The sequence below is a fragment of the Candidatus Binatia bacterium genome (assembly GCA_036382395.1).
In the GTDB taxonomy this organism is placed as follows: Bacteria; Desulfobacterota; Binatia; order HRBIN30; family HRBIN30; genus JAGDMS01.
On the sequence record DASVHW010000359.1, the window covers coordinates 1 to 25,626 of the forward strand.

Annotated in this window: 10 protein-coding genes; 3 read left to right on the plus strand and 7 right to left on the minus strand. The window is 65.5% G+C overall.

Annotation, left to right across the window (positions count from 1 at the left end; translation table 11 throughout):
• From VF515_17250 to VF515_17260, 3 genes are all read right to left on the minus strand, one after another.
• A partial coding sequence (locus VF515_17250; GenBank protein HEX7409379.1) for an RNB domain-containing ribonuclease occupies window positions 1-1,362 on the minus strand: 1,362 nt, incomplete at its 3' end.
• Window positions 1,363-1,588: 226 nt separating this feature from the next.
• Window positions 1,589-2,458, minus strand: coding sequence for an ADP-polyphosphate phosphotransferase (locus VF515_17255; GenBank protein HEX7409380.1), 870 nt, complete (start codon window positions 2,456-2,458; stop codon window positions 1,589-1,591).
• Window positions 2,459-2,856: 398 nt separating this feature from the next.
• Window positions 2,857-11,802, minus strand: coding sequence for a glucoamylase family protein (locus VF515_17260; protein ID HEX7409381.1), 8,946 nt, complete (start codon window positions 11,800-11,802; stop codon window positions 2,857-2,859).
• 471 nt (window positions 11,803-12,273) lie between these two features.
• On the opposite strand from VF515_17260, the gene VF515_17265 reads away from it, so the two are divergent.
• The 3 genes from VF515_17265 (at window position 12,274) to VF515_17275 (ending at window position 22,988) form a co-directional block, all read left to right on the plus strand.
• Complete coding sequence (locus VF515_17265; GenBank protein ID HEX7409382.1) at window positions 12,274-13,380, plus strand: universal stress protein; 1,107 nt, start codon at window positions 12,274-12,276, stop codon at window positions 13,378-13,380.
• Between the two features lie 57 nt (window positions 13,381-13,437).
• Window positions 13,438-21,948, plus strand: coding sequence for a glucoamylase family protein (locus tag VF515_17270; protein ID HEX7409383.1), 8,511 nt, complete (start codon window positions 13,438-13,440; stop codon window positions 21,946-21,948).
• 263 nt (window positions 21,949-22,211) lie between these two features.
• Window positions 22,212-22,988: a pyridoxamine 5'-phosphate oxidase family protein gene (locus tag VF515_17275; GenBank protein HEX7409384.1), complete on the plus strand. Its 777-nt coding sequence runs from the start codon at window positions 22,212-22,214 to the stop codon at window positions 22,986-22,988.
• A 307-nt stretch (window positions 22,989-23,295) separates the two neighbouring features.
• Here the strand turns inward: VF515_17275 and VF515_17280 are convergent, their stop codons facing one another.
• The 4 genes from VF515_17280 to VF515_17295 form a co-directional block, all read right to left on the minus strand.
• Window positions 23,296-23,760, minus strand: a complete 465-nt coding sequence (locus tag VF515_17280; GenBank protein ID HEX7409385.1) for a hypothetical protein — start codon at window positions 23,758-23,760, stop codon at window positions 23,296-23,298.
• A gap of 377 nt (window positions 23,761-24,137) precedes the next feature.
• On the minus strand, window positions 24,138-24,704 hold the full coding sequence (locus tag VF515_17285) for a quinol:electron acceptor oxidoreductase subunit ActD (GenBank protein ID HEX7409386.1): 567 nt from the start codon (window positions 24,702-24,704) through the stop codon (window positions 24,138-24,140).
• A 143-nt stretch (window positions 24,705-24,847) separates the two neighbouring features.
• Window positions 24,848-25,021 (minus strand): hypothetical protein, encoded by a 174-nt coding sequence (locus tag VF515_17290; protein ID HEX7409387.1) that lies wholly within the window; start codon window positions 25,019-25,021, stop codon window positions 24,848-24,850.
• Between the two features lie 31 nt (window positions 25,022-25,052).
• A partial coding sequence (locus tag VF515_17295) for a hypothetical protein (protein ID HEX7409388.1) occupies window positions 25,053-25,626 on the minus strand: 574 nt, incomplete at its 5' end.

Genomic DNA, 25,626 nt, shown 5'->3' on the forward strand with positions numbered 1-25,626 from the left:
CTCGACGCGAACGCGATCTCCGACATGAAGTTCCTCGAATCCGTGCACAACTTTTCCCTCTGCGGCTGGCTGCATGATTCGGACCCATGTCCCCTTCGCTGAAGCGCCGGTCACAATGGCGTCGAACCGTTCGCCGATCCGCGATTCCAGAAGGAGCGCCGCGGCGGACTTTCGCACCTGCCGCTCCACCTTGGTCGCGCTGTCCTCTTGCTCCGTGCAGTGCCGGGCCAGCTCACCGAGCTCGTCGTTGCTGTAGGGCACCGGCTGTCCCGCCAGCGCCGCTTTCAGCAGGCGCTGCGTGATGACATCCGGAAAACGCCGGTTCGGCGCGGTGGAGTGGGTATAGTCCTTGACGGCAAGCCCAAAGTGTCCCTCCGCTCGTTGACCGGGAAGCTCGAGGGTGTACTCGCCCCGGCCCAAGAGCTTGATCACGGAGAGCGAGACATCGGGAAAGCGCGCCGGATCTGCCTCCCGGCGCTTCCTGAGGAACTCATCAAGAGCCCCGGCGGTGGGCTCTGATGGCAGGCGCTCGCCCACAGCCGCAGCCAGCTCGACGATCCGCTCCCAACGCTCGGGCGAGTGCAGGACCCGTCGCAGCGACGGAAAGCCCTTCTGCTCGAGGTACCTCGCGGTCACCCCGTTGGCCGCAATCATGAAGTCTTCGATTAGCTCCTTGGCCCGATTCGGCTCCTCAGCTCGTAGGTCGGCCAGCGCGTCGCCATCGAACACGGCCCGCGCCTCAGTCGTCTCCAGGCTCAAGGCGCCGTGTTCGTGCCGGAGCTTCTTCATCGCCTGCGCGACCCGATCCTGAATGCGGAGCTGCTGATCGAGCCCCGGTAGTGCCGATATCCGTGCCGGCGCGGGCGTGGCGCCGTCGAGCCAGGCGGCGACGCCGTTGTAGGCGAGCTTGGCGCGATTGATCACGATCGCCCGATAGACGTCAGACCCCTCCACTGCTCCGTCGGCACTGACCGTCATCTCGATGACGATCGCCAGCCGCTCCTGGTCCTCGCCGAGAGATGTGAGGTCGGTAGAGAGCTTCTCAGGAAGCATTGGGAAGATCTCGGCGGCCGTGTAGACGGAAGTGGTATTGGCCCGCGCGTGGCCATCGAGCGCGGAGTCTTTCTTGATGATGGCGTCGACATCGGCCACCGCAACGAGGATCTTCACCGCGCCGCCCGCGTTCGGCACCGCGACCGAGAGCTGGTCGAGATCGCGCGAATCATCGTTGTCGATCGACGCCCAGAGCAGACTCCGAAGGTCGCGGATGGAAGCGCCGATCTCTGTGGCCGCTCTCGTGATGGTATCTGTCTGCGCCAGAACCGCGGCGGAAAAGTCCGGCAACATCCCCCGTTGAAGCATCGCTCGTCGCGCGATGCTTCTGAGCTGGCTCCGGGCGGGCACGGCTTGATTCATGGGCGGACGATACGCCCCGCACGGGCCGCTGTATAGGGAAACGGAAGTACCGCGTCGCGAAACCGAAGCGGGACCAGCCGATGTTTCAGGTCTCCGGTTTCCTGGACCAGCGGACGTCGTCGGTGACGAGGGCGATCTTCGCGAAGTCCGTCATGAACACGAGCAACAGCATTTACCTTGCGAGCCGTTTCCGGATCGCCTGTAATTCCTGCCGGCGTTTGGCACCGGACTTGGGGTAAGCCATTCGGAGCTCTTTGAGTCCGTCAAGGATAATCTGGGAAACGATCAACCGTGCGTTCTCTTTGTCGTCGGCGGGAACGGCGTACCAGGGCGCGTTGCGGGTGCTTGTTGCACTCAAGCATTCCTCATAGGCCTGCATGTACTGTTTCCAGCATTTCCTCTCCTCAATGTCCGCCAGGCTGAATTTCCAGTTCTTCTCCGGCTCATCGATACGTTCGAGGAAGCGCTTTCGCTGTTCTTCCTCCGAAAGATGCAGGAAAAACTTGATGATCCGTGTTCCGTTGCGGTAGAGATGGTTCTCCAGGTCCACGATGGAGCGATAGCGCTCCTGCCAGATTGTTTTCTCGTCGAAGAACTCCTTCGGCAGTCTCTGGCTGCGCAGGATCTCCGGATGCACCCGAACGATCAGTACTTCCTCGTAATAAGATCGGTTGAAGATTCCGATCCGACCGCGTTCCGGTAGGGCCCGGGTGGTGCGCCACAAAAAATCGTGATCGAGCTCGGCGCCGGTGGGATGTTTGAAGCTGAACACCTGGCAGCCTTGTGGATTGACACCCGACATCACGTGCCGGATGGCGCCGTCCTTCCCGGCGGCATCCATTGCCTGAAAAATAAGCAGCAAGGCATAGCGATCGGATGCATACAGAAGGCGTTGCAGCGAGCTCAGTTGTTTAACGTGTTCCTCCAGAAGGCGTTGATACTTCTTCCTCGACTTGTAAACGGGCTTCACGAGCGTCGGCCACTTCTTGAGGTTGACCCTTTTTCCCGTCGGCACACGGAAAATGTTGGAATTGATTTTCATCCTGATCCTTTCGGTGGCCCTGGCTGCGTGGGTCGCAGTCGATCACTTATGGGATTCATCTTTTTGGATATCCCGTTCCTCCTGGAGCCTTTACACCTGCCGTTCAAACGCCGCCATCGGCCCGAAGAACTGCCCGGGGTCCAATAGGGAGGAACACATCGTGGCCCCCTTCGACGGCGTGGTGAGGGGCCGCTTTCGTCGCCGCCGGCGCATTGATCCACGTGAGCGGCTCGCAAGCCAAGTTAGCGAAAGAAAGCTCGACCCCCGTGAAGGGCGAGAGCAGGCCGGTGGTGAATGTCGTCGGCATCTCGCAGGGGCAGCAAGAGATCTCTCCAGGCGCTACTGCGGGAGCTTGACGCTGCGATCATCGGCTGCGCAGCCGTACAGATGAGGGACAATCATCCGAGAATGACGCGCACGTGATGTGTCGCGCCGTCGTCCGCAAGGTCGACTCGCGCTTGGTTTCCCGGAAGCGCCGTCCCATCAAGCTCCGCGTATGTGACTCCGTGGGTGACTCCGTTTGGGTTCTCAACCGAGATCTCGTAGCGCGCCGAGTGGTAACGGAACACCATCTCGAAGCCGCGCCACGCCTTCGGCACGCACGGATCGACAAGCAGCGTCGCGCCTTGCACACGGAACCCTAGGATCCATTCAAGGCCCGCCCGATACATCCAGCCAGCCGAACCGGTGTACCAGGTCCAGCCACCCCGCCCGACGTGCGGGGGTTGGGAATAGACATCGGCAGATGCAACGTACGGCTCCACCTTGTAGCGGTGAACGGTCGCGCGCGTGCTGGCGTGATTGATGGGGTTCAGGATCGAGAACAGCTCACCGGCCTTGTCGCCGTCGCCGAGCAGCGCGAAGGCGATCACCGACCAGATGGCGGCATGGGTGTATTGGCCACCGTTTTCGCGGATGCCGGGCGGGTACCCTTTGATGTAGCCAGGGTCCACCGGGGCCGGGGGCCCCGGCCGTCCGTTCGGCGGGTCGCTCCGCGTTGCGTCGCTTGGTTGCGGCTGCGAGCCAAACTCCACTTGAGCAGAAGGAGTTCCGCCCTGCCCTAGCACCGGGTGATCGAACGGCGGGGTGAAGAGCAAGACCAGTCCGTCACCACGCCGGACGAGGTGTTCCTCCACCGCGGCCATGGCCCTCGCAGCGCGCGCCGGATCCGCGGCCCCGGAGATCACCGCCCACGACTGCGCGATCGAATCGATGCGGCATTCGTCGCCCGAAGCCGAACCGAGCGGCGTGCCGTCGTCGAAGTAGCCGCGCCGGTACCAGTCGCCGTCCCAGGCTTCGCGTTCCAGGGATTTCCGCAGGGCGGCTGCGCAGCACCGCCAGGTCGCGGCACGCGTCTGCTCACCGCGGCTATCCGCCAGGGGAGCCAAGGCCGACAGCGTGGCGTACAGGAACCAGCCGAGCCAGACGCTCTCGCCCTTGCCTCCTTCGCCGACCCGATTCATGCCGTCGTTCCAGTCTCCCGCACCGATCAGCGGTAAGCCGTGCTCACCGACCGACAAACTCCGGTCAAGGGCCCGCGCGCAGTGTTCGAACAACGTGGCGTGCTCCTCGGCCACCATCGGCTGAAAGTACGAATCGTAGTCGCCGGCGCGGAGGGCGGGCCCTTCGAGAAAGGAAACCCTCTCGTCGAACACGGCGAGATCGTTCGTGACCTCGACGTAGTGCGCGGCCGCGTATGGCAACCAAATGCGGTCGTCGGAGACCCGCGTGCGCACGCCCTGGCCCGACGGCGGCAGCCACCAGTGCTGCACGTCGCCTTCGACGAACTGGCGCGCCGCGGCGCGCAGGAGATGCGCGCGCGTCAACTCCGGCTGCGACAGCGTCAACGCCATCACATCTTGGAGCTGGTCGCGGAAGCCGTAGGCGCCGCTCGCCTGGTAGAACGCCGAGCGCGCCCACACCCGGCAGGCGAGGGTCTGGTAGAGCAGCCAGCGGTTCAGCAGAATGTCCATGGACCGATCGGGTGTCTTCACCTGCACCGCGCCGAGGACGTTGTCCCAGAGCCCGCTCACTGCGCGCAAGACCGCGTCGAGGTCGGCGGTGCGGTAGCGTGCGATCAAGGAGAGCGCTTCCGCCTTCGTCGCCGCCTCGCCGAGAAAGAAGACGATCTCGGCGACACCGTTCGGCCTGAGTTCCAGCTGGGTTTGCAGGGCGCCGCAGGGGTCGAGACCGGCACCGACTCGATTGGAGAGCGGTGCTCCGCCGGCCAGCGCCGCCGGATGATCGAGCGTGCCGCTGCGGCCGAGGAACTCCGTCCGGTCGCCTGTCCAAGCGAGTTGCCGTCCGCCGAGGTCTGCGAATGCCACGCGACCACCGAACTCGTTGCTCCAGGGGTTCCGTGCGAGCATCGCTCCGGTCTCCGAGTCGATCTCGGTCACGACGAACGGCGCAGAGGCGCCACGGGAAGTGCCGAGCACCCACTCCACATACGCGGTGACTGAGAGACGCCGCGATCGGCCCGAATGATTCTGGATCTTCAACCGAGAAATCTTGATCGGGTCATCGTGCGGTACGTACTGCAGTAGCTCAAGCGAGATCCCGTGCGAAGTGTGCTCGAAGCGGCTGTAGCCCTGGCCGTGTCGCACAACGTACGGCGAGGTCTCCTCGTGAATCGGCAGAGCCGTGGGGCCCCAGAGCGCTCCACTGTCTTCGTCGCGAACGTAGATCACCTCACCGGGCCGGTCGCTGACGGGGTCGTTCGACCACGGGGTGATCTGGTGATCGCGACTGTTGATTGACCACGTGTAGCCCCCGCCTTCGACTGACACTTGGAAGCCGAATGAGGGATTGGCGATGACGTTGATCCATGGCGCGGGCGTCCACTGCCCCTCACCGAGGATCGTTACGTATTCCCGTCCGCCGGCGGCGAAGCCTCCCAGGCCGTTGAAAAACTCGAGTTCCAGTTGCGGCGGCGCGGTTTCCGACGGTGCGTTCGCCGACCTCCCTCTGACCCCCTCCTGGGTCAGGAGGGGGGAGGACACGCGGCGCGGCGACGGTGCGGCGGGCGCGGATTGTTCCAGACGTTTGACTTGCTCGGAGAGGCTGCCGCGGCGGCTGAGGAGCACCGCGCGCGCCGCGGTCTGGAGCAGGCTGCGCACCTCGACCGACACCAGGTCGGCTCGTAAGGCGAACACGGATCCGCGTGCGCCCTCTCCTTCGGGGCGCGGCCGCGACTGGCTCGCTCGAACCAGTCCCTCCAGGAAGGCCTGGAGATCCTGAGAGTAAGACGAGGGCCTTTCGTTCAGGATCACGAGATCGACGGCCAGCTGCTTCATCCGCCAGTATTCGTGGGCGCGGAGCAACTGCCGGATGATCTCCAGATCCTCGGCTTCATCGATCCGCACCAGGACTATCGGCAAGTCGCCGGAGATTCCGTGGGCCCAGAGCGTCGACGGTCCCCGCTCGTTTCGTTTGAGCACTGCTGACGACGGTCGCAGCGATGGGTCAGAGTACAGCACGCGGTTGGCGAGACGCTGAAAGAGGTGCGCTTCGTCGGGGCCGACGCCAAGATGATGGAGCTGGACCTGGGCCTGCGTCCACGCCAGGGTGACCGCGCGTTCGAAGGCCGTCGCGTCGTGGTGCTTGTCGGCCAGGTCGAGCGCTGCGCTACGCGACGGCGCGATCAGCGTCCAGAACGCGACGCGCATCGTGGCCCCCGGCGGAATCCGCACGCGGCAGCGCAGACTGAAGATCGGATCGAGCACGGTGCCAATCGTGTTGGAGAGCGGCCGGCCGTCCATCACGGAGACCGGCGTCCGGATCTCGTGCCCGCGTCCGAGAAAACGCGCGCGGTCGGTCTCGAATTCCACGTCGCCCACGGTCTCGCCTTCCACGACGGCGAGGTGTGCTGCCCAGACCTGAGACTCGCCCGGTGACCGCAGCCGCCGCGTGGCCAGGAGGGCGCCGACACCGGCGACGAACTCGGTTTGCACGAACAGCTTGGAGAAGGCCGGGTGTGCTGCGTCGGCCGCGGGGGGCGCCAACACGACCTCGGCGTAGGAGGTCAGCTCAATCTCCCGGGCGCGGCTTCCGAGGTTCGAAATCGACACGCGGCGCACCTCGGCATCGTCCTCAGCGGAGACCGCGACCTCGAGCGTCGTCGTGATCGTCCCGTCGCGACGCACGATCTCGGCACGGTCCTCGGAGAACTCCACCTCGTAACTGTCGGGCTCGACGCCGCTCGGTTGGTACCCCGCCGACCACACATCGCCGCTACGCGTGTCGCGCAGGAAGACGTACGTGCCCCAGGAATCGCAGGTCACGTCCTCTCGCCAACGCGTCACCGCGAGGTCCCGCCAGCGACTGTACCCCGAGCCCGCGGCGGTGATCATCACTGCGTATCTGCTGTTGGAGAGCAGGTGCGTGCGCGGAATGGGGTCGTGCGGCGAATGGAACCGGCGCAGCATCGGCGGAACGAGCTCGCGGACGTTGGCGGCCGCCTTCACCTCCTCGGCGCGCGGGCGGGTCACCGCGACGCCGCGCGGCGTGCGTTCCTGCAGCAACAGCTCCGTCGCTTGGATGATCGGCTCGGCGTGAAAGCGGGTGCGCATCGCGCCGTTTTCGAGAGCGTCGGCGATCGCCACCAGAGTCATCCCTTGGTGGTGCGCCATGTAGGCGCGTACGATCGCAACCGGCTCGTCTTCGGGAAGGCGCGTCGGGGTGTAGTCCAGAGCCTCGTAAAAGCCATAGCGGCCACGGCCGCCGGCGGCAGCAAGGCGTGAGAAATTCCGCGCCGCGGCCTCCGCATCCACCATCGCCGCCAGCGCCGTCGCGTAGGGAGCGACGACGGCGTCCTCGCTGAGCCCGCGTTTCAGCCCCAGGCCGGGCACGCCAAAGTTCGAGTACTGATAGGTGAGCTCTAGATCTCGCGCATTGTATGCCGATTCCGAGACACCCCATGGCACGCCGAGCTCGGCGCCATACTTCATTTGCCGGCGGACGACGAAGCGGCTCGTTTGCTCCAGCAGGCTCCCCGCCGGCGCGCGCATCACCAGCGACGGCATCAGGTACTCGAACATCGATCCCGACCATGAGATCAGCGCCGAACCCCGGTCGACCGGCGTCAAGGCGCGTCCGAGCTGAAACCAGTGGCGCGCCGGCACGTCTCCCTTGGCGATCGCGACGAAGCTCGCCAGGCGCGCCTCAGAGGCGAGCAGGTCGTAACAGCTGGGATCCAGACTGCCCTCAGCGACCTGGTACCCGATCGAGAGGAGCTGCCGCTTGGGGTCGAAGAGAAAGCCGAACTCCATGGCGTCGAACATCTTCCTCGCCAGCTCGGCGAGCGCCACGAGGCGCCGTTCGAGCGACCGGGCGGCGCGAGCGGAACGCTCGAGAGCGTCGACTAGCGCGTCAACGCTTCCGTCAGGCTGCGCCGCGAGCGCCGCTCGCGAGCGCGCCAGGATGTCGAGGGCCGTCTCGCAGCGGTCGGGCAGATCAGCCAGGGTCGGGATCGAGTCGAAGAGGGATCCGAGCGCCTCCTCTGGAGACGTCTCTCCATCCACTCTCGCCGCAGCGACGAGACGCGCCCAGGGCATCAACTGCTCGAGGTCGCGCGCGTGGCCCTGAATGGATGCCCGCACTGCCTCCGCCCAGGTCAGCACGTCGGCGCTGGCACCGTCGCCCCGTCCCGCGCTCAGGGTTCGCGCAATGTCGGTGAGGGTGTCGGCGTGGAGTACGAGCGCCGCCAGCCGGCGGGCAATGTTCGCGACACCGCGCACCGGCGCCGCGGGTGCCTCTCGGAGCGAAGCAGCGAGAGCGTCGAGTGCCTCGTTCAGCTGCTTTCGAGTTACCGTTTGCGTCCGTCGGTCGTCGGCGAGCGCGCGCAGAGATTCACGGGTGATCGCCAGCGCGTCCTCGATTCCGGCGCGCCATTGCGGGCCCAGCACGGGACGGTCGATCATCTCCCGACAGGCGTTGCCAAGCGCGATCAGGTGGCCGGCGAGATTCCCGCTATCCACTGAGGAGACGTATTTCGGGTCGAGCGGACGCAGGTCACGCGTGTCGTACCAGTTGTAGAAGTGGCCGCGGAAGCGCTCGAGCCCGTTCATCGTCCCGAGAGTCGCGTCCAGCCGCTCCACCGTCTCGAGCGTCCCCAGCCAGCCGAAATCGCGGGCGGCGACTACCGACAACAGGTACAAGCCGAGGTTGGTGGGCGAGGTCCGATGCGCCACCATCGGCTTCGGGTCTTCTTGAAAGTTGTCGGGAGGGAGCATGTGATCTTCCCCCGCAACAAAGGTCTCGAAGAAGCGCCACGTGCGGCGTGCGGTGAGCCGCAGTACGTGCGCATCTGCGGCGGAGACCGGCTTCGGGCCCGCCACGGGCGGCGGACGGCTCGCCCACTGCGCGACGACCGGCGACAGCATCCACAGGATCACGAACGGAGCCGCGATCAGCCAAGACCCGTGTCCGGCACCCCCGACGACAACCGCCGCCCCGCCGGCAAGCGCGAGCACGACACCGCCGGCCATCCGCTGGTAGAACCCGCGGATATCGAGCGGGAGGCTGAACTTCGCCTGCGCGGCGGTGACCCACTCCAGCATGTGGCGCCGGCTCACGAACAGACGGAAGAGTGTGCGCACGATGGCGTCGGTCATCAACCACGCCTGATGCGCGAGCAGCGTGAGCAGGAACGCGATCTGTGACAGCGCCAGCGCGAGATCCGCGCCGACCGCGAGCAAGTGGCTGCGCTTCGAGATCCCCAGCCGTCGCGGCACAATCCCGCCGAGAAGCGGCAGCAGGGCGGGCAGCGCGAGAATCGCGAGAATACAGGTGGTCCAGACTGCGGCCGCCGGGAGCGGTAGTGTCCAGCCTGCCAGGAACGCAAGGAACGCTGCCGGCGCCGACAGCGTGCGGCGCAAGTTGTCCATCATCTTCCAACGGCCGATCAACGGAATCGCCCGCGTGGCGGCGTCCCGCGAGTCCCGCCCACGGCCGAGAATCCAGGGCAGCAATTGCCAGTCGCCGCGTGCCCAACGATGCTGGCGCGCCGCGGCGACATCGTAGCGTGATGGAAATTCCTCGACGACCTCGATGTCCGAAACCAGTCCAGCCCCGGCGAAGATGCCCTCCAGAAGATCGTGACTCAGGAGCGTGCTCTCGGGAACCCGCCCTGCAAGGGCGGCTTCAAAGACGTCGACGTCATAGATTCCCTTCCCAGTGTAGGAACCCTCCCCGAAGAGGTCCTGGTACACATCGGAGACGGCGAACGCGTACGGGTCCATGCCGCCCGGCCCCGAGAAGACGCGCTGGAACAGCGAACCCTCGCGGCCGGTCGGCAACGTCGGCATGACCCGCGGCTGCAGCACCGCGTATCCTTCGACCACGCGGCCGGTGCAGGGATCGAGCCGCGGACGGTTGAGCGGGTGAGCCATCTTCCCGATCAGCCGCCTGGCGGCTCCGCGCGGGAGTCGCGTATCGGCGTCGAGGGTGATCACGTAGCGGACGCCGGAGGGTACGACGGGCGGGCGGCCGCCGACGGCCAGGAAGGTCGTGTCGGTCGCGCCGCGCAGCAATCGATTCAACTCGTGCAGCTTGCCGCGCTTACGTTCCCACCCGATCCACTTTCCTTCGCCCTCGTTCCAGACCCGTCGGCGATGAAGCAGGAGGAATCGTTCGCTATCCGCTGCCGTTGCGTGGCGCTGGTTCAAACGCGCGATGCCCTCGACGGCCGCACCGAGAAGCTCCTCGTCACCTGGCGCACTCTCCGTGGCAGCGTCCGTCCAGTCCGAGAGCAGCACGAAGCAGAGGTCGTCTTCCGGACTTGCCAGATGATGAACCTCGAGGCGCTCGATCTGCTCCTCGATCGCTGCTCGCGTCGTTAGCAGCGTCGGCACCGCGACCATCGTGCGCCGGCTCGACGGCACCCCGTCGCGCAGCTCCAATCCAGGCAGCACCGTCGGGCCGAACTGATTCGCGACGTGGCGGTTCACGAGCGCCACCGCCGCATCCGATGCCGGGACCAGGGCGAGCAGCGCGAGCAGGCAGAGAGCCGATCCGCCGACCCCGGATTCCGCCCCGCCGAGCAATGACAGAGCGAGGATAAAGGCGGTGATGGTCGCGATTGTTCCCGCGTAACCCAGGATCCCCGCGGTGGCGTAGGCGCGGACGAGCCAGTCCCTCACCGGAACACGAAATCCGAGTTCCCTCTCGAAGGCCCGACGCCCTTTCGAGATGAGGTAATAGCCGGGGTCCTGCTCGCGGCGAGCGGCGGCGTCGCTGCGGTGCGGTGATTCGCGTCCGGCGCGCGTGGCGGCCAGAATCACACGCGCGGCGACGTCGATCTCCGGGTGCTCCGAGCCGCGCGCAAGCTCTTCGATCGCGTGCCGGTAACGGTCGCGCGTCGCGAAGTCCATTGCGGCGAAGTCGCTGTCGGCGCGGAGCACCTCATCGACAAGACTGACGCTCTCGAAGAAGTCCGCCCAATCGACGGCGGACATGAGGCGCATGCTGGTGATCACATTGCGGACCGTCACGTTCATCGCGCCCTGCCGCCGATGCTCCTCCCGCACGATCTCGTCGGCGGTTGTTCGCTGGGCTACCAGGCGATCGTCCAGCCAGCGCAGCGCCGGCGTCACCCTCGGATCCTGATCGCGCAGCCGCTGCACCAGCTGCACCGCGAAGGCTGTCGGCAAGTGCCTCCGGTCGAAGCGTCGCAGGGCCGTCCCTACCGGCTCGGCCTCACGGCTGCCGACTCCCAGAAGGCGGTCGGCCAGGTCGTCGGCCTCTTGGCGCGCCGCTCGGCCGCTCACGATCCGGTCGGCCAAGCGCCGCAAATTCTCCACGAGCACGATGCGCAGCGTGATCGCCACTGCCCAGAGTTCGCCGATCGTGAGCGGCTGCACGCGCTGGTAGGCGCGCACGAATCGGCACAGCGTCTGCGGGTCGAACAAGCTGTCGGTATGCGCGACGAAGGCCCAGGCCAGTCCGAACACGCGCGGATAGCCCTCGAGTGGCCCGTCCGCCAGCTTGGGCAGCTGGCGATAGTAGCCGCGCGGGAGATCGTCTTGGATCTCGCGATTCTGTTCCTCCACGACGTGAAAGTTGTCGACCAGCCACTCGGCCGCCGGGACGATGGCGCGTTCCTCACGGATGGCCTCGGCGATAGCGCGATACGCTGCGAGCAGCACGCGGCCGTTGTCCCGCAGCCGGGGCGCGAGCCGTCGACCGGCCCCAGGCCGCGGCGTGACGCGCTGCGCCGCCGCCAGACTCTCGGCATGTTGCTCCAGGCGCTCGATGCTGAACAATTCGCTGCGAATCGGCTCTTCAGGTTCGTGCGGCGCCACCGCCGGCAGACCTGTGAGCCTGTGAATGATTGAATGCTTCACTATTCCCTTTCCGCTCGGTGACCACGTCAAACCGAGCCGCAGGAAGGTTCATCGAACCGTTGAGTTCACACCGACCCGCACAATGCCGTGGCGAGCGCAGTCGGTGTCAACCCACTCGCACGCCCCGCTACGCTCGCCCTGACCATAGCACGCCCGACGAGCGCGCGCGCCTCGGCATGCACTTGCTGGGCATCGCGCCCGACACGGGGATGGTTGCCTCCCGAATGGACGAATCCAATCTGAGCGGCCACCTGTCGCCAGCGTCCAGCGGCCGTCGGCGGTTGCTTTTGCTCCGGCTGAACGTGGGCCTCGGCTGTTTTGACGTTAGTGCGAATGGTGGCGCCGTACACCTAGTAGTTGGTGTAGAGGTAGTTTTGGCTGCAGGATGTTGGGGGCGATGCGGCTGAGGATGGCGGCGCGCTCGAGTTCGCTGTATAGGTGAGCGAGCTGCTCGCACACGCTGGGAAGGGAATGCTTCCCACCATTGGGAAGTCTCAACGCGCTTCGGCCGCCTCATCGGCCGAGCCGTCTTGGCATGCCGCTTGCCAATGTACCGCGAAGGAGGAAAAACAAACGAACAGGAATTCGTCACCTGATCGTCGCGAAGGTCTCCCGTTCCGCCATATACTGGTCCCCCTGGACAGCTCGGCGCTGGCGGCGTGCGCGCTGCCGTTTGCGGCGGCAATCGCGCGAGCCCTCTCCGGGCGCATCACGTTACTGCGAGTGCTCGTGCCTCATCGTGGACCTGGTCCGGGCAGGCAGATGGACGCCGTGGAGTGGGAAATCATCCGCGCCGAAGCCCACAGCCACCTCGCCAAGTTCGAGAGTGAGCTCAAAGCGAGTGGGGTGGCGTCGGCGCTGGAGTTGGTTCAAGGCCGCGCGGCCGAACAAATCCTTCAGTTCGCCAAGGAGCATGAGGTCGACTTGATCGTCCTGTCCAGCCATGGGGAAGGCGGGCTGAGCGGCTGGGTCTTGAGTAGCACGGTGCAGAAGGTGGTCGCCCGGGCGCATACCTCCGTCTTGATCGTCCCGGCGTACGCGCATGAGGGAAAGCGCATCGGCGAGTTGCGCTTCGACAAGATCTTGGTCCCTTTGGACTGCTCGCCACGCGCAGAATATATTCTGCCGCTTGCCACAGGGCTCGCGCGCGCCTGCGAGAGCAAGTTGATACTCGCGCACATTGTGCCGGAGCCGGAAATGCCGCGCCGCATGCCACCGTCGCCGGAGGATGTCGCGCTCGCGGCGCAGCTCACGGAACGCAACCGCCGCGAAGCCGAGCATTATTTGAGCGAACTGCAACATCGGCTGTCGGCGCAGGGGGTGGGGACCGAAGTCCGCATCGTGGTGTCGCCACGGCGGGCGCGTTCCATTCGCGCCTTGGCCGAGCGGGAGAACGTGGACCTCGTGCTCGTCTCCGCGCACGGGAAGACTGGGGATGCGAGCGAACGCTACGGCGGTATTGCGGCGCGACTGATTCAGGAGAGCGGCAAGCCAGTGGTCATCCTCCAAGACTTGGCGGGGGTCATGCACGAGGCGACGGCTGCCGAGGAAGCCGCGCACAGCCACCCGGGACACTGAGGTCATCTGTTGGGTCGCCCTTCGACGGTGCTCAGGACAGGTTTCGGGTGGCTCCGGATGGGACTTGACTCAAACGCAGCGCCTTCCGAACACCGACCGCCGCCAGCGGGCGTTGCGGGCTCCGGCAGCAAGCGTGGGCGCCGCGTTGCCGAGCGCCTGCGCGGCGCCCAGCAGACGCTTCAGGCCGCCTATCGGCGCCTCGCGGAGGCTTCCGACGGCGCGGCCGACGGCTCGATTGCTGCCGAATGGCTGCTCGACAATTACTACATCGTCGAACGCGCCTTCCGTCTGGTGCAGGACGAGTTCCCGTCCGAGTTCGAGCGGCGGCTGCCGCAGGTCCCCAGCGGAGACCTCCAGGGATATCCGCTCGTGTATGCGCTCGCGGGCGAGGTCGTGGCCGCCGGCCAATCCCACGTGGACCTCGACACACTGATCCATCTGGTCGGTGATTTTCAGGCGGCACGGCCCCTCTCGATTGCCGAGGTGTGGGCGCTGCCAATCCTCGTGCGTCTGGCATTACTCGAAAGTCTGACGCGCACGGTGGCAACTCTCGGCCTCTCGGCGCAGGTGGTTGCGCCACCGGAAGCGGCGCACACGCAAGATGTGTCCAGGGGCGACGACCTCGCACCGCCACCACCCGACCAGATTGTCGCCAGCTGCATCCGCAGCCTGCGGACTCTCGAAACGGCTGACTGGAAAGCGTTCTTCGAGGAGATCAACGCCACCGAGCGCGTGCTGCGCACGGATCCGGCAGGCGTCTATACGCGCATGAACTTCGACACGCGTGACCGGTACCGGAAAGTGGTGGAGGAACTGGCGGCGCGCAGCGATGACTCGGAGGAGGCGGTGGCAGCCGCGGCTGTCCGCTTGGCTCGCGAGAGTCCCGCCGACCGCCGCGCGCATGTCGGCTACTACCTCGTGGACGCCGGATTCGACGTGCTGGCGCGCACCGTGGGCTACCACCCGCACTGGAAGGCACGCTGGCGCCGGTTCTTGACCCGTTATCCCACTGCCTCGTACCTCGGCGGCATCGCCGCCGTGACCCTCGTACACGAGGTCGTCCTGTGCGTCGCCTTGCAAGCGCTCGGTGCCAGGCTTTTTCTGACCGCAGTAGCGGCCGCGCTGGCGCTCGTTCCGGCCACGACCATCGGCGTGGCCCTGATCAATGCGCTGATCACGCGCGTCTTGCCGCCGCGCGTCCTCCCGAAAATGGACTTCCGCAAAGGCATCCCGGCCGACTGCCAGACACTGGTCGTCGTTCCGGCCATTCTCACGGACCCGGACGACGCCGCGGCGTTGGTCTCCAAACTCGAGATTCGCCGGCTCGCCAACGCTGATCCGCACCTGCATTTTGCGCTGTTGACCGACTTCGCGGATGCTCCGCAGCAAACCATGCCCGAGGACGACGAGCTGCTGCAGCGAGTGAGCGTCGGCGTGCAGAGCCTGAACGCCAAGTATGGCACTGTACAGGGCGATCCATTTCATCTGCTGCATCGCCGCCGCCAGTGGAATCCGGCAGAGGGATGCTGGATGGGGTGGGAGCGCAAGCGCGGCAAGTTGATGGAGCTTAACCGGCTGCTCGCGAGCGATCCGCATACCAGCTACGTCCGGCATGTCGGTGACCCCGCAGTGCTGCGCTCCATTCGCTTCGTGATCACGCTCGACGCCGACACGGAGCTGCCGCGTGACAGCGCGCGGCGCTTGGTCGCCACGCTGGCCCATCCACTGAATCGCGCCGTCTTCGATGCGGCGACGGGACGCGTCACGGCAGGCTACACCATCTTGCAGCCGCGCATCGAGGGCACTCCCTTCAGTGCCGAAGCCTCCCGGTTCTCCTCGCTGGTCGCCGGCGACAGCGGCCTCGACCCGTACACGCGCGCCGTATCCGATGTGTATCAGGACCTCTTCGGCGAGGGGCTCTACGTCGGCAAGGGCATCTACGACCCCGAGGCGTTCGAGCGTAGTCTGCGGGGTCGGGTGCCCGAAAACGCGCTCCTCAGCCACGACCTGTTCGAGAGCGCACACGGGCGAACTGGCTTCGTGGCAGACGTCGCCTTGTTCGAGGAGTTCCCGGCCAACTATCTGACCTATTCCCGACGGCTGCACCGCTGGGCGCGGGGCGACTGGCAGCTGCTACCCTGGCTGCGGCGACGCGTGCCTCTGGAAGGCGGGGGAAAAGGCGCGAGTTGCTTCTCCCTGATCTCGCGGTGGAAGATTCTCGACAACCTGCGAGGCAGCTTGCTGGAGCCTTCGTTGCTCGCCTTCCTGTTTCTCGCTTGGGGTTGGCTGCCGGGCTCCACCAGCCTGTGGACGCTGTTGGCGCTTCTGGTGCCGGCTGCACCGGCGTTTTCCGGAGCGCTGCTGGCGTCGCTTGGAAGAACATTGCCCGCCTTCGTGCGGCGCCGGTCCGCCATCGGTCCGTGGCTGGTGCAGATCGTCTTCCTTCCGCATCGCGCCGCAGTGCTCTGTGACGCCATGCTGCGCACACTGTACCGCCTGGCCGTCAGCGGAAAAGGTCTCCTCGAATGGACACCGGCCGCACTGAGCGCGCGCCGACTCGCGGGCAGAACTGCGAGCCGCTGGATGTGGCGCGAAATGGCGGCGGCGCCGCTGACTGCGCTGGGTGCGGCAAGTGTGTTGGCGGCGTATCGATCCGGCGCGTTGGCGCCGGCGTTTCCATTCCTGCTGGTCTGGTTCCTCTCGCCGGAAATTGCGCTGTTCATGAGTCGGCCGCACCGCCGCCGCGTGGAGCGACTGACGCAGCAGGACACGCGGCGCTTCCGCCTCCTGGCGCGACGCACCTGGCTGTTTTTCGAGACCTTCGTCGGACCTGAGGACCAGTGGTTACCGCCGGATCATTTTCAGGAAGACCCGCGTGGCGAGGTGGCGCGCCGCACGTCGCCGACGAATATCGGCTTGCTGCTGCTCGCTAGCGTGTCCGCGTACGACCTCGGGTACGCGGGATTGCTGTCCGTTGCCCTCCGGCTCAAAGAGACGCTCGACACGCTGCGCCGGATGGAGCGCTACCGCGGTCACTTGTACAACTGGTACGACACCGCCACCCTGCAACCGCTCGCGCCGCGATATGTCTCCGTGGTCGACAGCGGCAACTTGGCGGGTTGCCTGCTCGTGGTCAAACAGAGCTGCGTCGAGCTGACCACATCACCCATCATCGGCGCCGCGCGCTGGGAGGGAATGCTCGATACGCTGGGTGTCCTCGACGAAGTGATCGCTGTTGCATCCCACCGCTACGGCTCTTCCCGGTTCGCGGCTCTGCGTGCCTGCGTCGACAAAGTGCGGGGGCAGGTGGCGGTGCTGAAGGATCACCCCGAAGACTGGGCGCGCGGGGTGACCCGTCTCGTCGAGGAGGGGTGCCCCGAGTTCGACCGTGCTCTGGCCTCGGTGATCGCGTCAGAACTCGAGGAGCTGGATGCCCGCCTCCTGAGTGAGCTGCGCGCGTGGTACAGCGAGACCCACCAGCACCTCGAGGGCATGCTCCGCGACTTGACACTCTATCTTCCTTGGACGCTGCGCATCGCGCATCCGCCTGCGCTGTTAGCGGACGCCGCACCGACCGGGCCGCTCGCAGCGACGTGGGCGCAGCTTCGTGCCTGCCTGCCCGCCGATGTGGCGCCGCTACAGGTGAAAGAGATCGACGCGGTCGCACGCGCCTCTCTCTCGCAGCTCGACGAGCAGCTGGCGGCAATGCCTGGCGCCGACAGCGCCGTAGCGGAGGCGCGTGCCTGGGTCGATAGCCTCGCGAAGGCGCTGGTCCGCGCGCACGATGCGGCTGACGGCCTGGTGGAGACATTGCTCGAGGTCACCCAGCGGGCCGACACCCTCTTCCGCGAAATGGACTTCAGCTTGCTCTACGACGAGCAGCGGCACCTCTTCTACATCGGCTACAACGCGACGGCGAACGCGATGGACGATTACCACTACGATCTGCTGGCTTCGGAGGCGCGCCTGGCAAGCTTCGTGGCGATCGCCAAAGGCGATGTGCCGGAAGAACACTGGCTGTACCTGGGCCGCCCGCTCGGACGGGTGGGCGGCGCCAACGCGCTGCTCTCCTGGAGCGGCACCATGTTCGAGTACCTGATGCCGTCGTTGGTGCTGCGCGAAGGCGCCGACAGCTTGATGGGCCGGACCTGCGAGGCCGTCGTGCGCGAGCAGATCGCCTACGCGCGGCGGCGGGAAATACCCTGGGGCATCTCGGAGTCGGGTTTCTACCAGTTCGACGCGCACCAGAACTATCAGTATCGAGCCTTCGGTGTTCCAGACCTCGGTTTCAAGCGGGGCCTCGAGGATGATCTGGTGAGTGCTCCCTATGCGTGCACGCTCGCTGTGCGCATCGCGCCGCATGCGATGCTGAAGAACCTCGACCGTTTGCAGCAGCTCGGCTTGATGGGACGCTACGGCTTGTACGAGGCGATCGACTGCACGCCGTCGCGCCAGCGGTCAGACCGCGCTCCGGCAATCGTTCGCTCCTTCATGGCGCATCACCAAGGAATGATCTTGGTCGCATTGGACAACCTGCTGAACGGCGATCCCATGGTGCGACGTTTCCACTCGGAGCCGGTAGCGCAAACTGCCGAGGTGTTGCTGTTCGAGCGCCCCGTAACGCCTGCGCCCATTGAACAGACGCGCCCCGAACCGGCGCGCCGTCGGGTCCCCATGCGCCCGCACCCGGCGATGCAGCCATGGCCGGTCCCACTCGATGCCGAGTTTCCACAGGTTCACGTCCTGTCGAACGGTCGCTATTGCGTCGCGGTGACCGAGGGCGGCGGTGGCGGCAGCCAGTGGAATACCCTCGCACTGACACGCTGGCACGCCGATACGACCCTCGACAACATCGGGTTCCGAGTCTACCTGCGTGACCTCGAAAGCGGGGACGTCTGGTCGCCGGTCTCGACGCCACCCGCGGACGGCCAAGTGCTCTTCCACGCGCACATGGTGGAGTACCGGAGCCGTGCGCACGACATCACCGTGCGGCAACGGGTATGGGTGGCGCCTGGGGACGATGTCGAGATTCGCCATCTGACCCTGAGCAACGAGGGGCGCACGCGGCGGCGCGTGGAGGTCACCAGCTACGCCGAGGTCGTTCTCGGCGACGCGACCGAGGACCGCCGGCATCCGGCCTTCAGCAAACTGTTCGTCGAGAGTGAGTATCTCGACGACCTGCACGCGCTCGCCTTCCACCGCCGGTCACGCGGCGAACGCGAAAGCGCATGCTGGCTCGTGCACATGATGGTGCGACGCGACGGTCGTACGCGGTCGACTGGATACGAGACCGCGCGCGATCGTTTCGTGGGGCGGGCACGCACGCCCTTTTCCCCGCGGAGGTTCGCAGACGGCGCGTACGACCTTGCCGGAGCCACCGGAGCCACCCTCGACCCGATCATGGCGCTGTCGTCCACGGTCGAACTACCGCCCTTCCGCAGTATCTCGCTCGCGTACGTGCTCGTTGCGGCCGAATCGCGACAAGCGGCCGTCGCCGTCGCCGGGAGCTATCAGTCGCTGGATCACCTCGAGTGGACCTTGGAGCTGGCTCGCCGGCAAACGGAGAGCGAGTTGGCGGACCTGAGGCTTGCATCGCCGGACCTGCCCGTGGCGCAGAGACTTCTGTCCTTGCTCCTCTATCCGCACCACGCTTTGCGGGCTCCGCCGGGCGTGCTGGTCCGGAACCAGCTCGGACAATCCTCGCTCTGGAAGTATGCGGTCTCCGGGGACCTGCCGATTCTCCTCGTCCGCCTCCGGGAAGCCGAGGATTCTCGGCTGCTCCAGACATTGCTGCGGATGCATCGCTATTGGCGCCAGCGCGGTGTCCGCATCGACCTGGTGATCCTGAATGAGCAACCGAGTGTGTACGGTGCGGAGGTAGACAGCCGGATCGCGCGAGCGATCGCACAGGCCGGCGTGGAAGGATGGATGCACCAGCCGGGCGGTGTGTTCGTGATCCGCGCCGATCAGATCACCGAGGCCGATCAGGTCTTGTTGGCCACGGCAGCGCGCGCGGTGCTGGACGCATCTGCGGGAAGCCTTGCCGAACAGGTGGCGCGCGTTCCCGAGGAACCAGCCCGCCTGCCACCTCTGGTTCCTACGCTGGCGGATGCGATTTCACCCGAGCCGCTGGAGCGGCCCGACGGGCTGCTCTTCGACAACGGAACCGGCGGCTTTAGCCCGGACGGACGGGAATACGTGATTCATCTCGCCCCCGGTCAGTCGACGCCCGCCCCGTGGGTCAACGTGATTGCCAATCCGCGTTGCGGTTGCGTCGTTTCCGAGTCGGGCGGAGGCTACTCGTGGGCCGAAAACAGTGGTGAGAACCGATTGACGCCGTGGCGCAACGACCCGGTATCGGACGAGCCCGGCGAGGCACTGTATCTGCGCGACGAGGAAACGGCCGCAGTATGGTCGCCGACCCCTCTGCCCGCGCCGGGTCCAGGCAGCTATCAGATCCGACACGGCGCGGGTTACACCGCCTTTCAGCACCGTAGCCACGGACTCGATCAGCGCTTACGCGTGTTCGTGCCGCGAGAGGATCCGGTGAAGATCCTGCAGCTGAGGCTGACCAACCGGCTGGATCGTCCCCGCCGCATCACCGCCACCTACTATGTCGAGTGGGTGCTTGGCACTACGCGTGACGGATCCGAGATGTTCGTGATTCCGGAATTCGATTCTGATTGTCAGTGCCTCCTGGCGCGCAATCCGTGGAAAGACGACTTTGCAGACCGCGTCGCGTTCGTGGCCGCAAGTCACAACCTGCACGGCCTGACAGGTGACCGCAGCGAGTTCCTCGGCCGGCGCGGCAGCTATGCCCACCCCGCGGGTCTGCGGGCGGTCGGGCTCACCAGCGCGGTCCGGCCCGGGCTCGACCCGTGCGCGGCGGTACAACTGCATGTCGATCTCGGCCCGGGTGCCTCGGCGGACATCCACTTCGTGCTCGGTCAAGGTATGGGGCGCGACGAGGCGCTGGGCTTGGCGCGGACGTATCGCGATCGCGTGCGCGTTCAGGCTGCCTGGACCGACGTCTGTCAGCAGTGGGACGAGATCCTCGGTGCGGTGAGCGTGCACACGCCCGACCCGGCGCTCGACGTCATGCTGAACCGCTGGCTGCTCTATCAAACGCTGGCGAGCAGGATCTGGGGACGCACCGGATACTACCAATCCGGCGGGGCCTTTGGCTTCCGCGACCAACTGCAGGATGTCATGGCCCTGCTGCACACCCGGCCGGCAATCTGCCGCGCTCACATTCTCGAAGCGGCGCGGCGGCAGTTCGAAGACGGCGACGTGCTGCACTGGTGGCATCCGCCGTCGGGAGTCGGAGTGCGCACGCGGTGCTCAGACGACCTGCTGTGGCTCCCGTTCGTCACCGCTGATTACGTCGCGACCACCGGTGATGAGGCGATTCTCTCCGAGCCGGTGCCCTTCCTCTCCGGCGAGCCGCTGCGGCCCGACGAAGTGGAACGATATGCCCGGTTCACGCCCACGGAGCGCCGCGCAACACTCTACGAGCACTGCGTGGCCGCCATCGAGCGCGGTCGCACCGCCGGCCCGCACGGATTGCCGCTGTTCGGCGCCGGCGACTGGAACGATGGGATGAATCGCGTCGGCATCCAGGGGCGCGGCGAGAGCGTCTGGCTCGGCTGGTTCGTCTACGCGACGCTCACACGGTTCGCTCCCGTCAGTGAGCGCCGCAGCGACGGAGATCGGGCGGAACGGTTTCGCAGCCATGCGGAGAAGCTGCGCCAGGCGCTCGAAGCGAGTGCGTGGGATGGGGCATGGTATCGGCGCGGCTATTACGATGACGGCCGTCCGCTGGGGTCGGCGCAAAGCGCGGAATGCCGCATCGATTCGCTCTCGCAGTCTTGGGCCGTAGTGTCAGGAGCAGCCGATCCGCAACGCGCCACGATGGCGATGGACGCGGTGCGGCAGTACTTGATTCGGGAAGCCGACGGGCTGGTCTTGCTGCTCGCGCCTCCGTTCGGCGGCACTGACGCCGATCCCGGCTATATCAAGGCGTATCCGCCTGGGGTGCGGGAGAATGGCGGACAGTACACGCATGCGGCGATCTGGGTGCTGTGGGCACTCGCGGAGCTCGGGGAGGGTGATCTGGCCGTGCAATTGTTTCAGAGATTGCTTCCCATCCGCCACGCACTCACACCGGATGCCGCCGCTCTCTATCGGGTCGAACCGTACGTACTGGCAGCGGACGTCTATGGCGTGGCGCCTCATGCCGGTCGCGGCGGATGGACGTGGTACACCGGCGCCGCCGGATGGGCGTACCGGTTTGGGCTGGAGGTCATTCTCGGCATTCGGCCCGAACCGGGCGGTTGGCGTGTGGACCCGTGCATTCCCAAGACTTGGCCCGGCTTCGAGGTCACGCTGCGCGACCGGACCACGACCTATCAGATCCGAGTCGAGAATCCGCATTTGGTGAACGGCGGTGTGGAAAGCGTCGCACTCGACGGGAAGACCTTGCCAGGCTCCGTGCTGCCGAGACTGCAAGACGGCAGAGCACACGATGTCGTGGTGCGGATGCGTTCCGCCGGAGACAACTGCGCATGAAAGGCCTCGAATCGCTGGTTGGTCACGCTCACCGGCGGTGGCAGAGTGCCTGTGCTAGGTTTAGAAGAAGCAGGGAGGTCCCCGCGATGAGCAGAGTAGAAGCCTTGACCTACCTAACGGCGAAACGCATCGCGTCGAGGGACCACCTCAACTTCGACGAGAAATGGGTCCGCACGGTCTTGGCGATGTGATCCTCAAGACAAGGAGCGAACCCAGGCGGAGACGAACCCCGAGACCAGGCGTTGCTACCAGGAGGTGTTGTCATGTTTATTGACGAGATGACTGAGGACGAATGCCGCACCGCGCTAGAGCGCGTGAGTTTCGGTAGATTGGCGTGCGCACGCGATAACCAACCCTATGTTCTTCCGATCTACTTCTCGTACGATGGAACGCATCTCTACGGGTTCAGCGCGCCAGGACAAATCTACGGGTTCAGCACGCTGGGACAAAAGATCGAGTGGCTGCGCTCCAATCCGCTCGTTTGTCTGGAGATTGATGAACGGACGAGCCTCCATCAATGGATGAGCGTTGTTGTTTCTGGTCGCTACGAGGAGTTACCGGATACGCCCGAATTTGGATATGAGCGCGTGCAGGCCCACGAAGTGTTGCAAAAACGCGCGATGTGGTGGGAGCCGGCTTACGTCGTCACGGAGCACCGGGAACAGCTTACGCCCATCTTCTACCGCATTCACATCACGCAGATGACAGGACGCAGAGCGACGCCGGATCCGGTTGAAGCAGCCGCGTCGGGTGCTAAAGCTCCGACGGCTGAAGAAAGCTGGTTGGGCAGCATCCTGCATCACTGGAATCGAGCCACCACTTTTGTAATTTTCGAGCCGCAACAGACTACGACGGAAGCCCTGATCAAACTGCCGCAAACGGACCAAACGGACGCCTTGCTACGCAACAGCGGCCTTGACTTTAGTTACGATCGGCTGGGGGGCCGATACCGTCTACGGCTGGGCAAAGACGAGATCGAGAGGTCCTCGAACCTTCTGACCGAACTCATGAAGAAGGCCCAACGCGCAGGAGCCGAGTGAGGGTGTAACAGCGGCCACCGCTGTCGCGTTCCACCAAAAAGTGCGACGACCACCGCGCGCCCGTGCCGCGGGCGCCTCGGGTAGCGTGGCCTTTCCAGAGGGATCCCCGACATCCTGTCACCATCCTTGAACAAAGACGACACGTCCCGGCCGCGGCCGCCGACCTGGTGTAGCGCTGCGAACGCCGACTGCGCCCCGCCTGCGATCAGTCGATCCGCGGTCCGTGCTGGCGGTTGACGTACGCGGCGATGATCAAGGCGACGACGATGGCGAGTACCGCGACCAGCCCAAGCGCACCCGCGACGGCCTACTTCCGCGTCTTCTTGGCGCTCCGCTTCTCGATGACAAACTCGCCGAACGTCACGCCGAGGTCGACCCCCTTGCCGGTGCCCGAGAACGCCAGGGACACGGTGCCCTTCGTCACCACCTGCGCAGCCGACGCCCCGCCCATCCCGGCATGGGCCTCCGCAGAAGCGTAGCCCCCGAAAAGTTCGCTAATGTCCGCGATCTCCGAGAACGTCCCGCTGCCATTGACGATCTTGGACTTCCCGGCCGTAAGCCCGCCACCTGTCGCCCGGAGGGACACGCGGGCCGACTGGCCATTGTCGCACTTGATGGTGCCGCTGCCGCTCGCCGTTGAGTAACCCGCCGACCACCCCGCAAGGGAGTACTTCATTTTGCACTTCGTCGACCCGCCCCACGCCGGTTGAGCCAGCGCAAAAAGGGACACCGTCGCCACAATCGCTACCCCGCCGATCCAGCCTAATTTCATTTGTCTCGCCTCCTTCTTAGACGCCACCATTTGCAGTGCTACACCCTCCCACAACATAGCGCAACGCGCGGCTGCTGATTCATCCCGCTTGAACCTCGCCCGTATAGCCGGTCTGGGACTGCTTTCCCGCTCTGACGGTCGAACAACCGCGTAATGGACTCACCGATCCGGTGCCACCGCTTCATGCTTGCTGCCATTGTTACCTCCTTGTGGTTCCAAGGTTCGCGTCGGCGATGTTGCATCTGGTTTGACCCAGATACTGGTTGCCGCTGCGGCTTCAGGCCATGACAGGAATAAGATGAATCGGCGGACTCACACCCTCTGTAGGTTGCGCTCGCCGGAACGCGGGGCTCCGGCACGGCCAAAGTGGGCCGCCATCATGCCGAAGGCGCTGCCGTATCGCGACCGCTTCTGACGTAGTCGGCGCTGGCCTCTCCGGTTGACGAAATATCCTGCGCTCCTGTCTGTTTCAGGATCTCCTCAGCGCGTTTCGTCCAGTCTGAACTGTCCGAATGCACGGAGAGGAGGATTGCGCCCTCTTTTACCCGGACCTCATAGCGCTTGGCCTCGTGCTCCGGAATCCCCAGGCCGATCAGCGCGCCCGTTATCCCGCCAACTGCACCGCCCACGCCCATCCCCGCCAGGGCCGCCATGAGCGGACCGGCGGCGATAAAGGGACCCACACCCGGTATCGCCAGAGTGCCGATGCCCACCAACCATCCGAGTGTACCGCCCAGCACCGCACCCGTTCCGGCGCCTGCGGCAGCACCCTCTGGAGCCCTGGTCCCTTTGTCGTGGGCGAAGGCCTTGGAGCCTGCTTTTTCCGGAAAGAGTACGGAAATATCCTTGCTCCGAAATCTGGCCTGCTTCAAGACGTCGACGGCTTTCTCCACGCTGGCGTAATCGGGGTAAATACCCAACACTGCTGTCTGTTTTTCGGCCATGTTGTACGCTCCTTTCAATTAGGAGAATGGTGGTCCTCAATGGCGCGTACCACAAGCGCGGAATACTACGCGCGTACTTCTACGGACAACGTCGCAGCATTCGCGGTGCCGAAGGCGCCAGGGTCGGGACACCCGAGAAAACCTCAGACTGCCGCGGCGATTGTCGAGGCTGAGGCGGCGCGCGCAGCGGAGTGCATCGGCCTGTGTAGTCGGGGTGCAGTCGGCGTTCGCATCGCGGGCACGTAGCCCGCGATGTACACGCCGTATCCCGCCAGCGCGACGGCAATCAGGAGCAACGCGGTGGATCGATCATTCATGCACCCTCCCTTTTCAGGCATCCACCCGCGTTTAGCCGCCCAACGCGCTGCGGAAGCGCTTGACGGCTGCGGTGGCGGTCGCTCGGGCATCGACGAGGACGGAATCAACCGTGCGCTTGATGTCTGCCCACGAGCCGCCGGCGGCGCTGGACACGCGCTTGAGGGTACCTGCGGCCTCGCGCTGCTTCGACTTCAAGAGGCTCAAGTGAGTGCGCGCGTCCTGGCGCAATTCGCGAATCCGCGCGTGCGCATCGGCCTCGAGCTTATGCTCCGCCTTGCGCAAGCCCCGCTGGATCTCACCGATCGATTTTTCCAGGTGCCTGATGCCCTGTTGAATCTCGGCGTACATGGCCCGCGCCTCGCGCGGCATCGCCTTCTGCGCCTGCCGGGGCGCGCTCAGCGCTTTGGAACGCTTCTTCGGTGCCTTGGGGGACATGGAATGCTTCTTTGGTGCCTTGGGGGACATGGTCTTCTCCTTCCCGCGCCGCTCGATCGCAGCACGCGCATCGTTGCCCTTGTTTCTGTCAAGCCGGAATCCACCTCTAGGGCCTGCGGCCAGCGTCATTTCTATGGCCCGCTCCCCGCCCGCACTCCAGAGGCTTCCG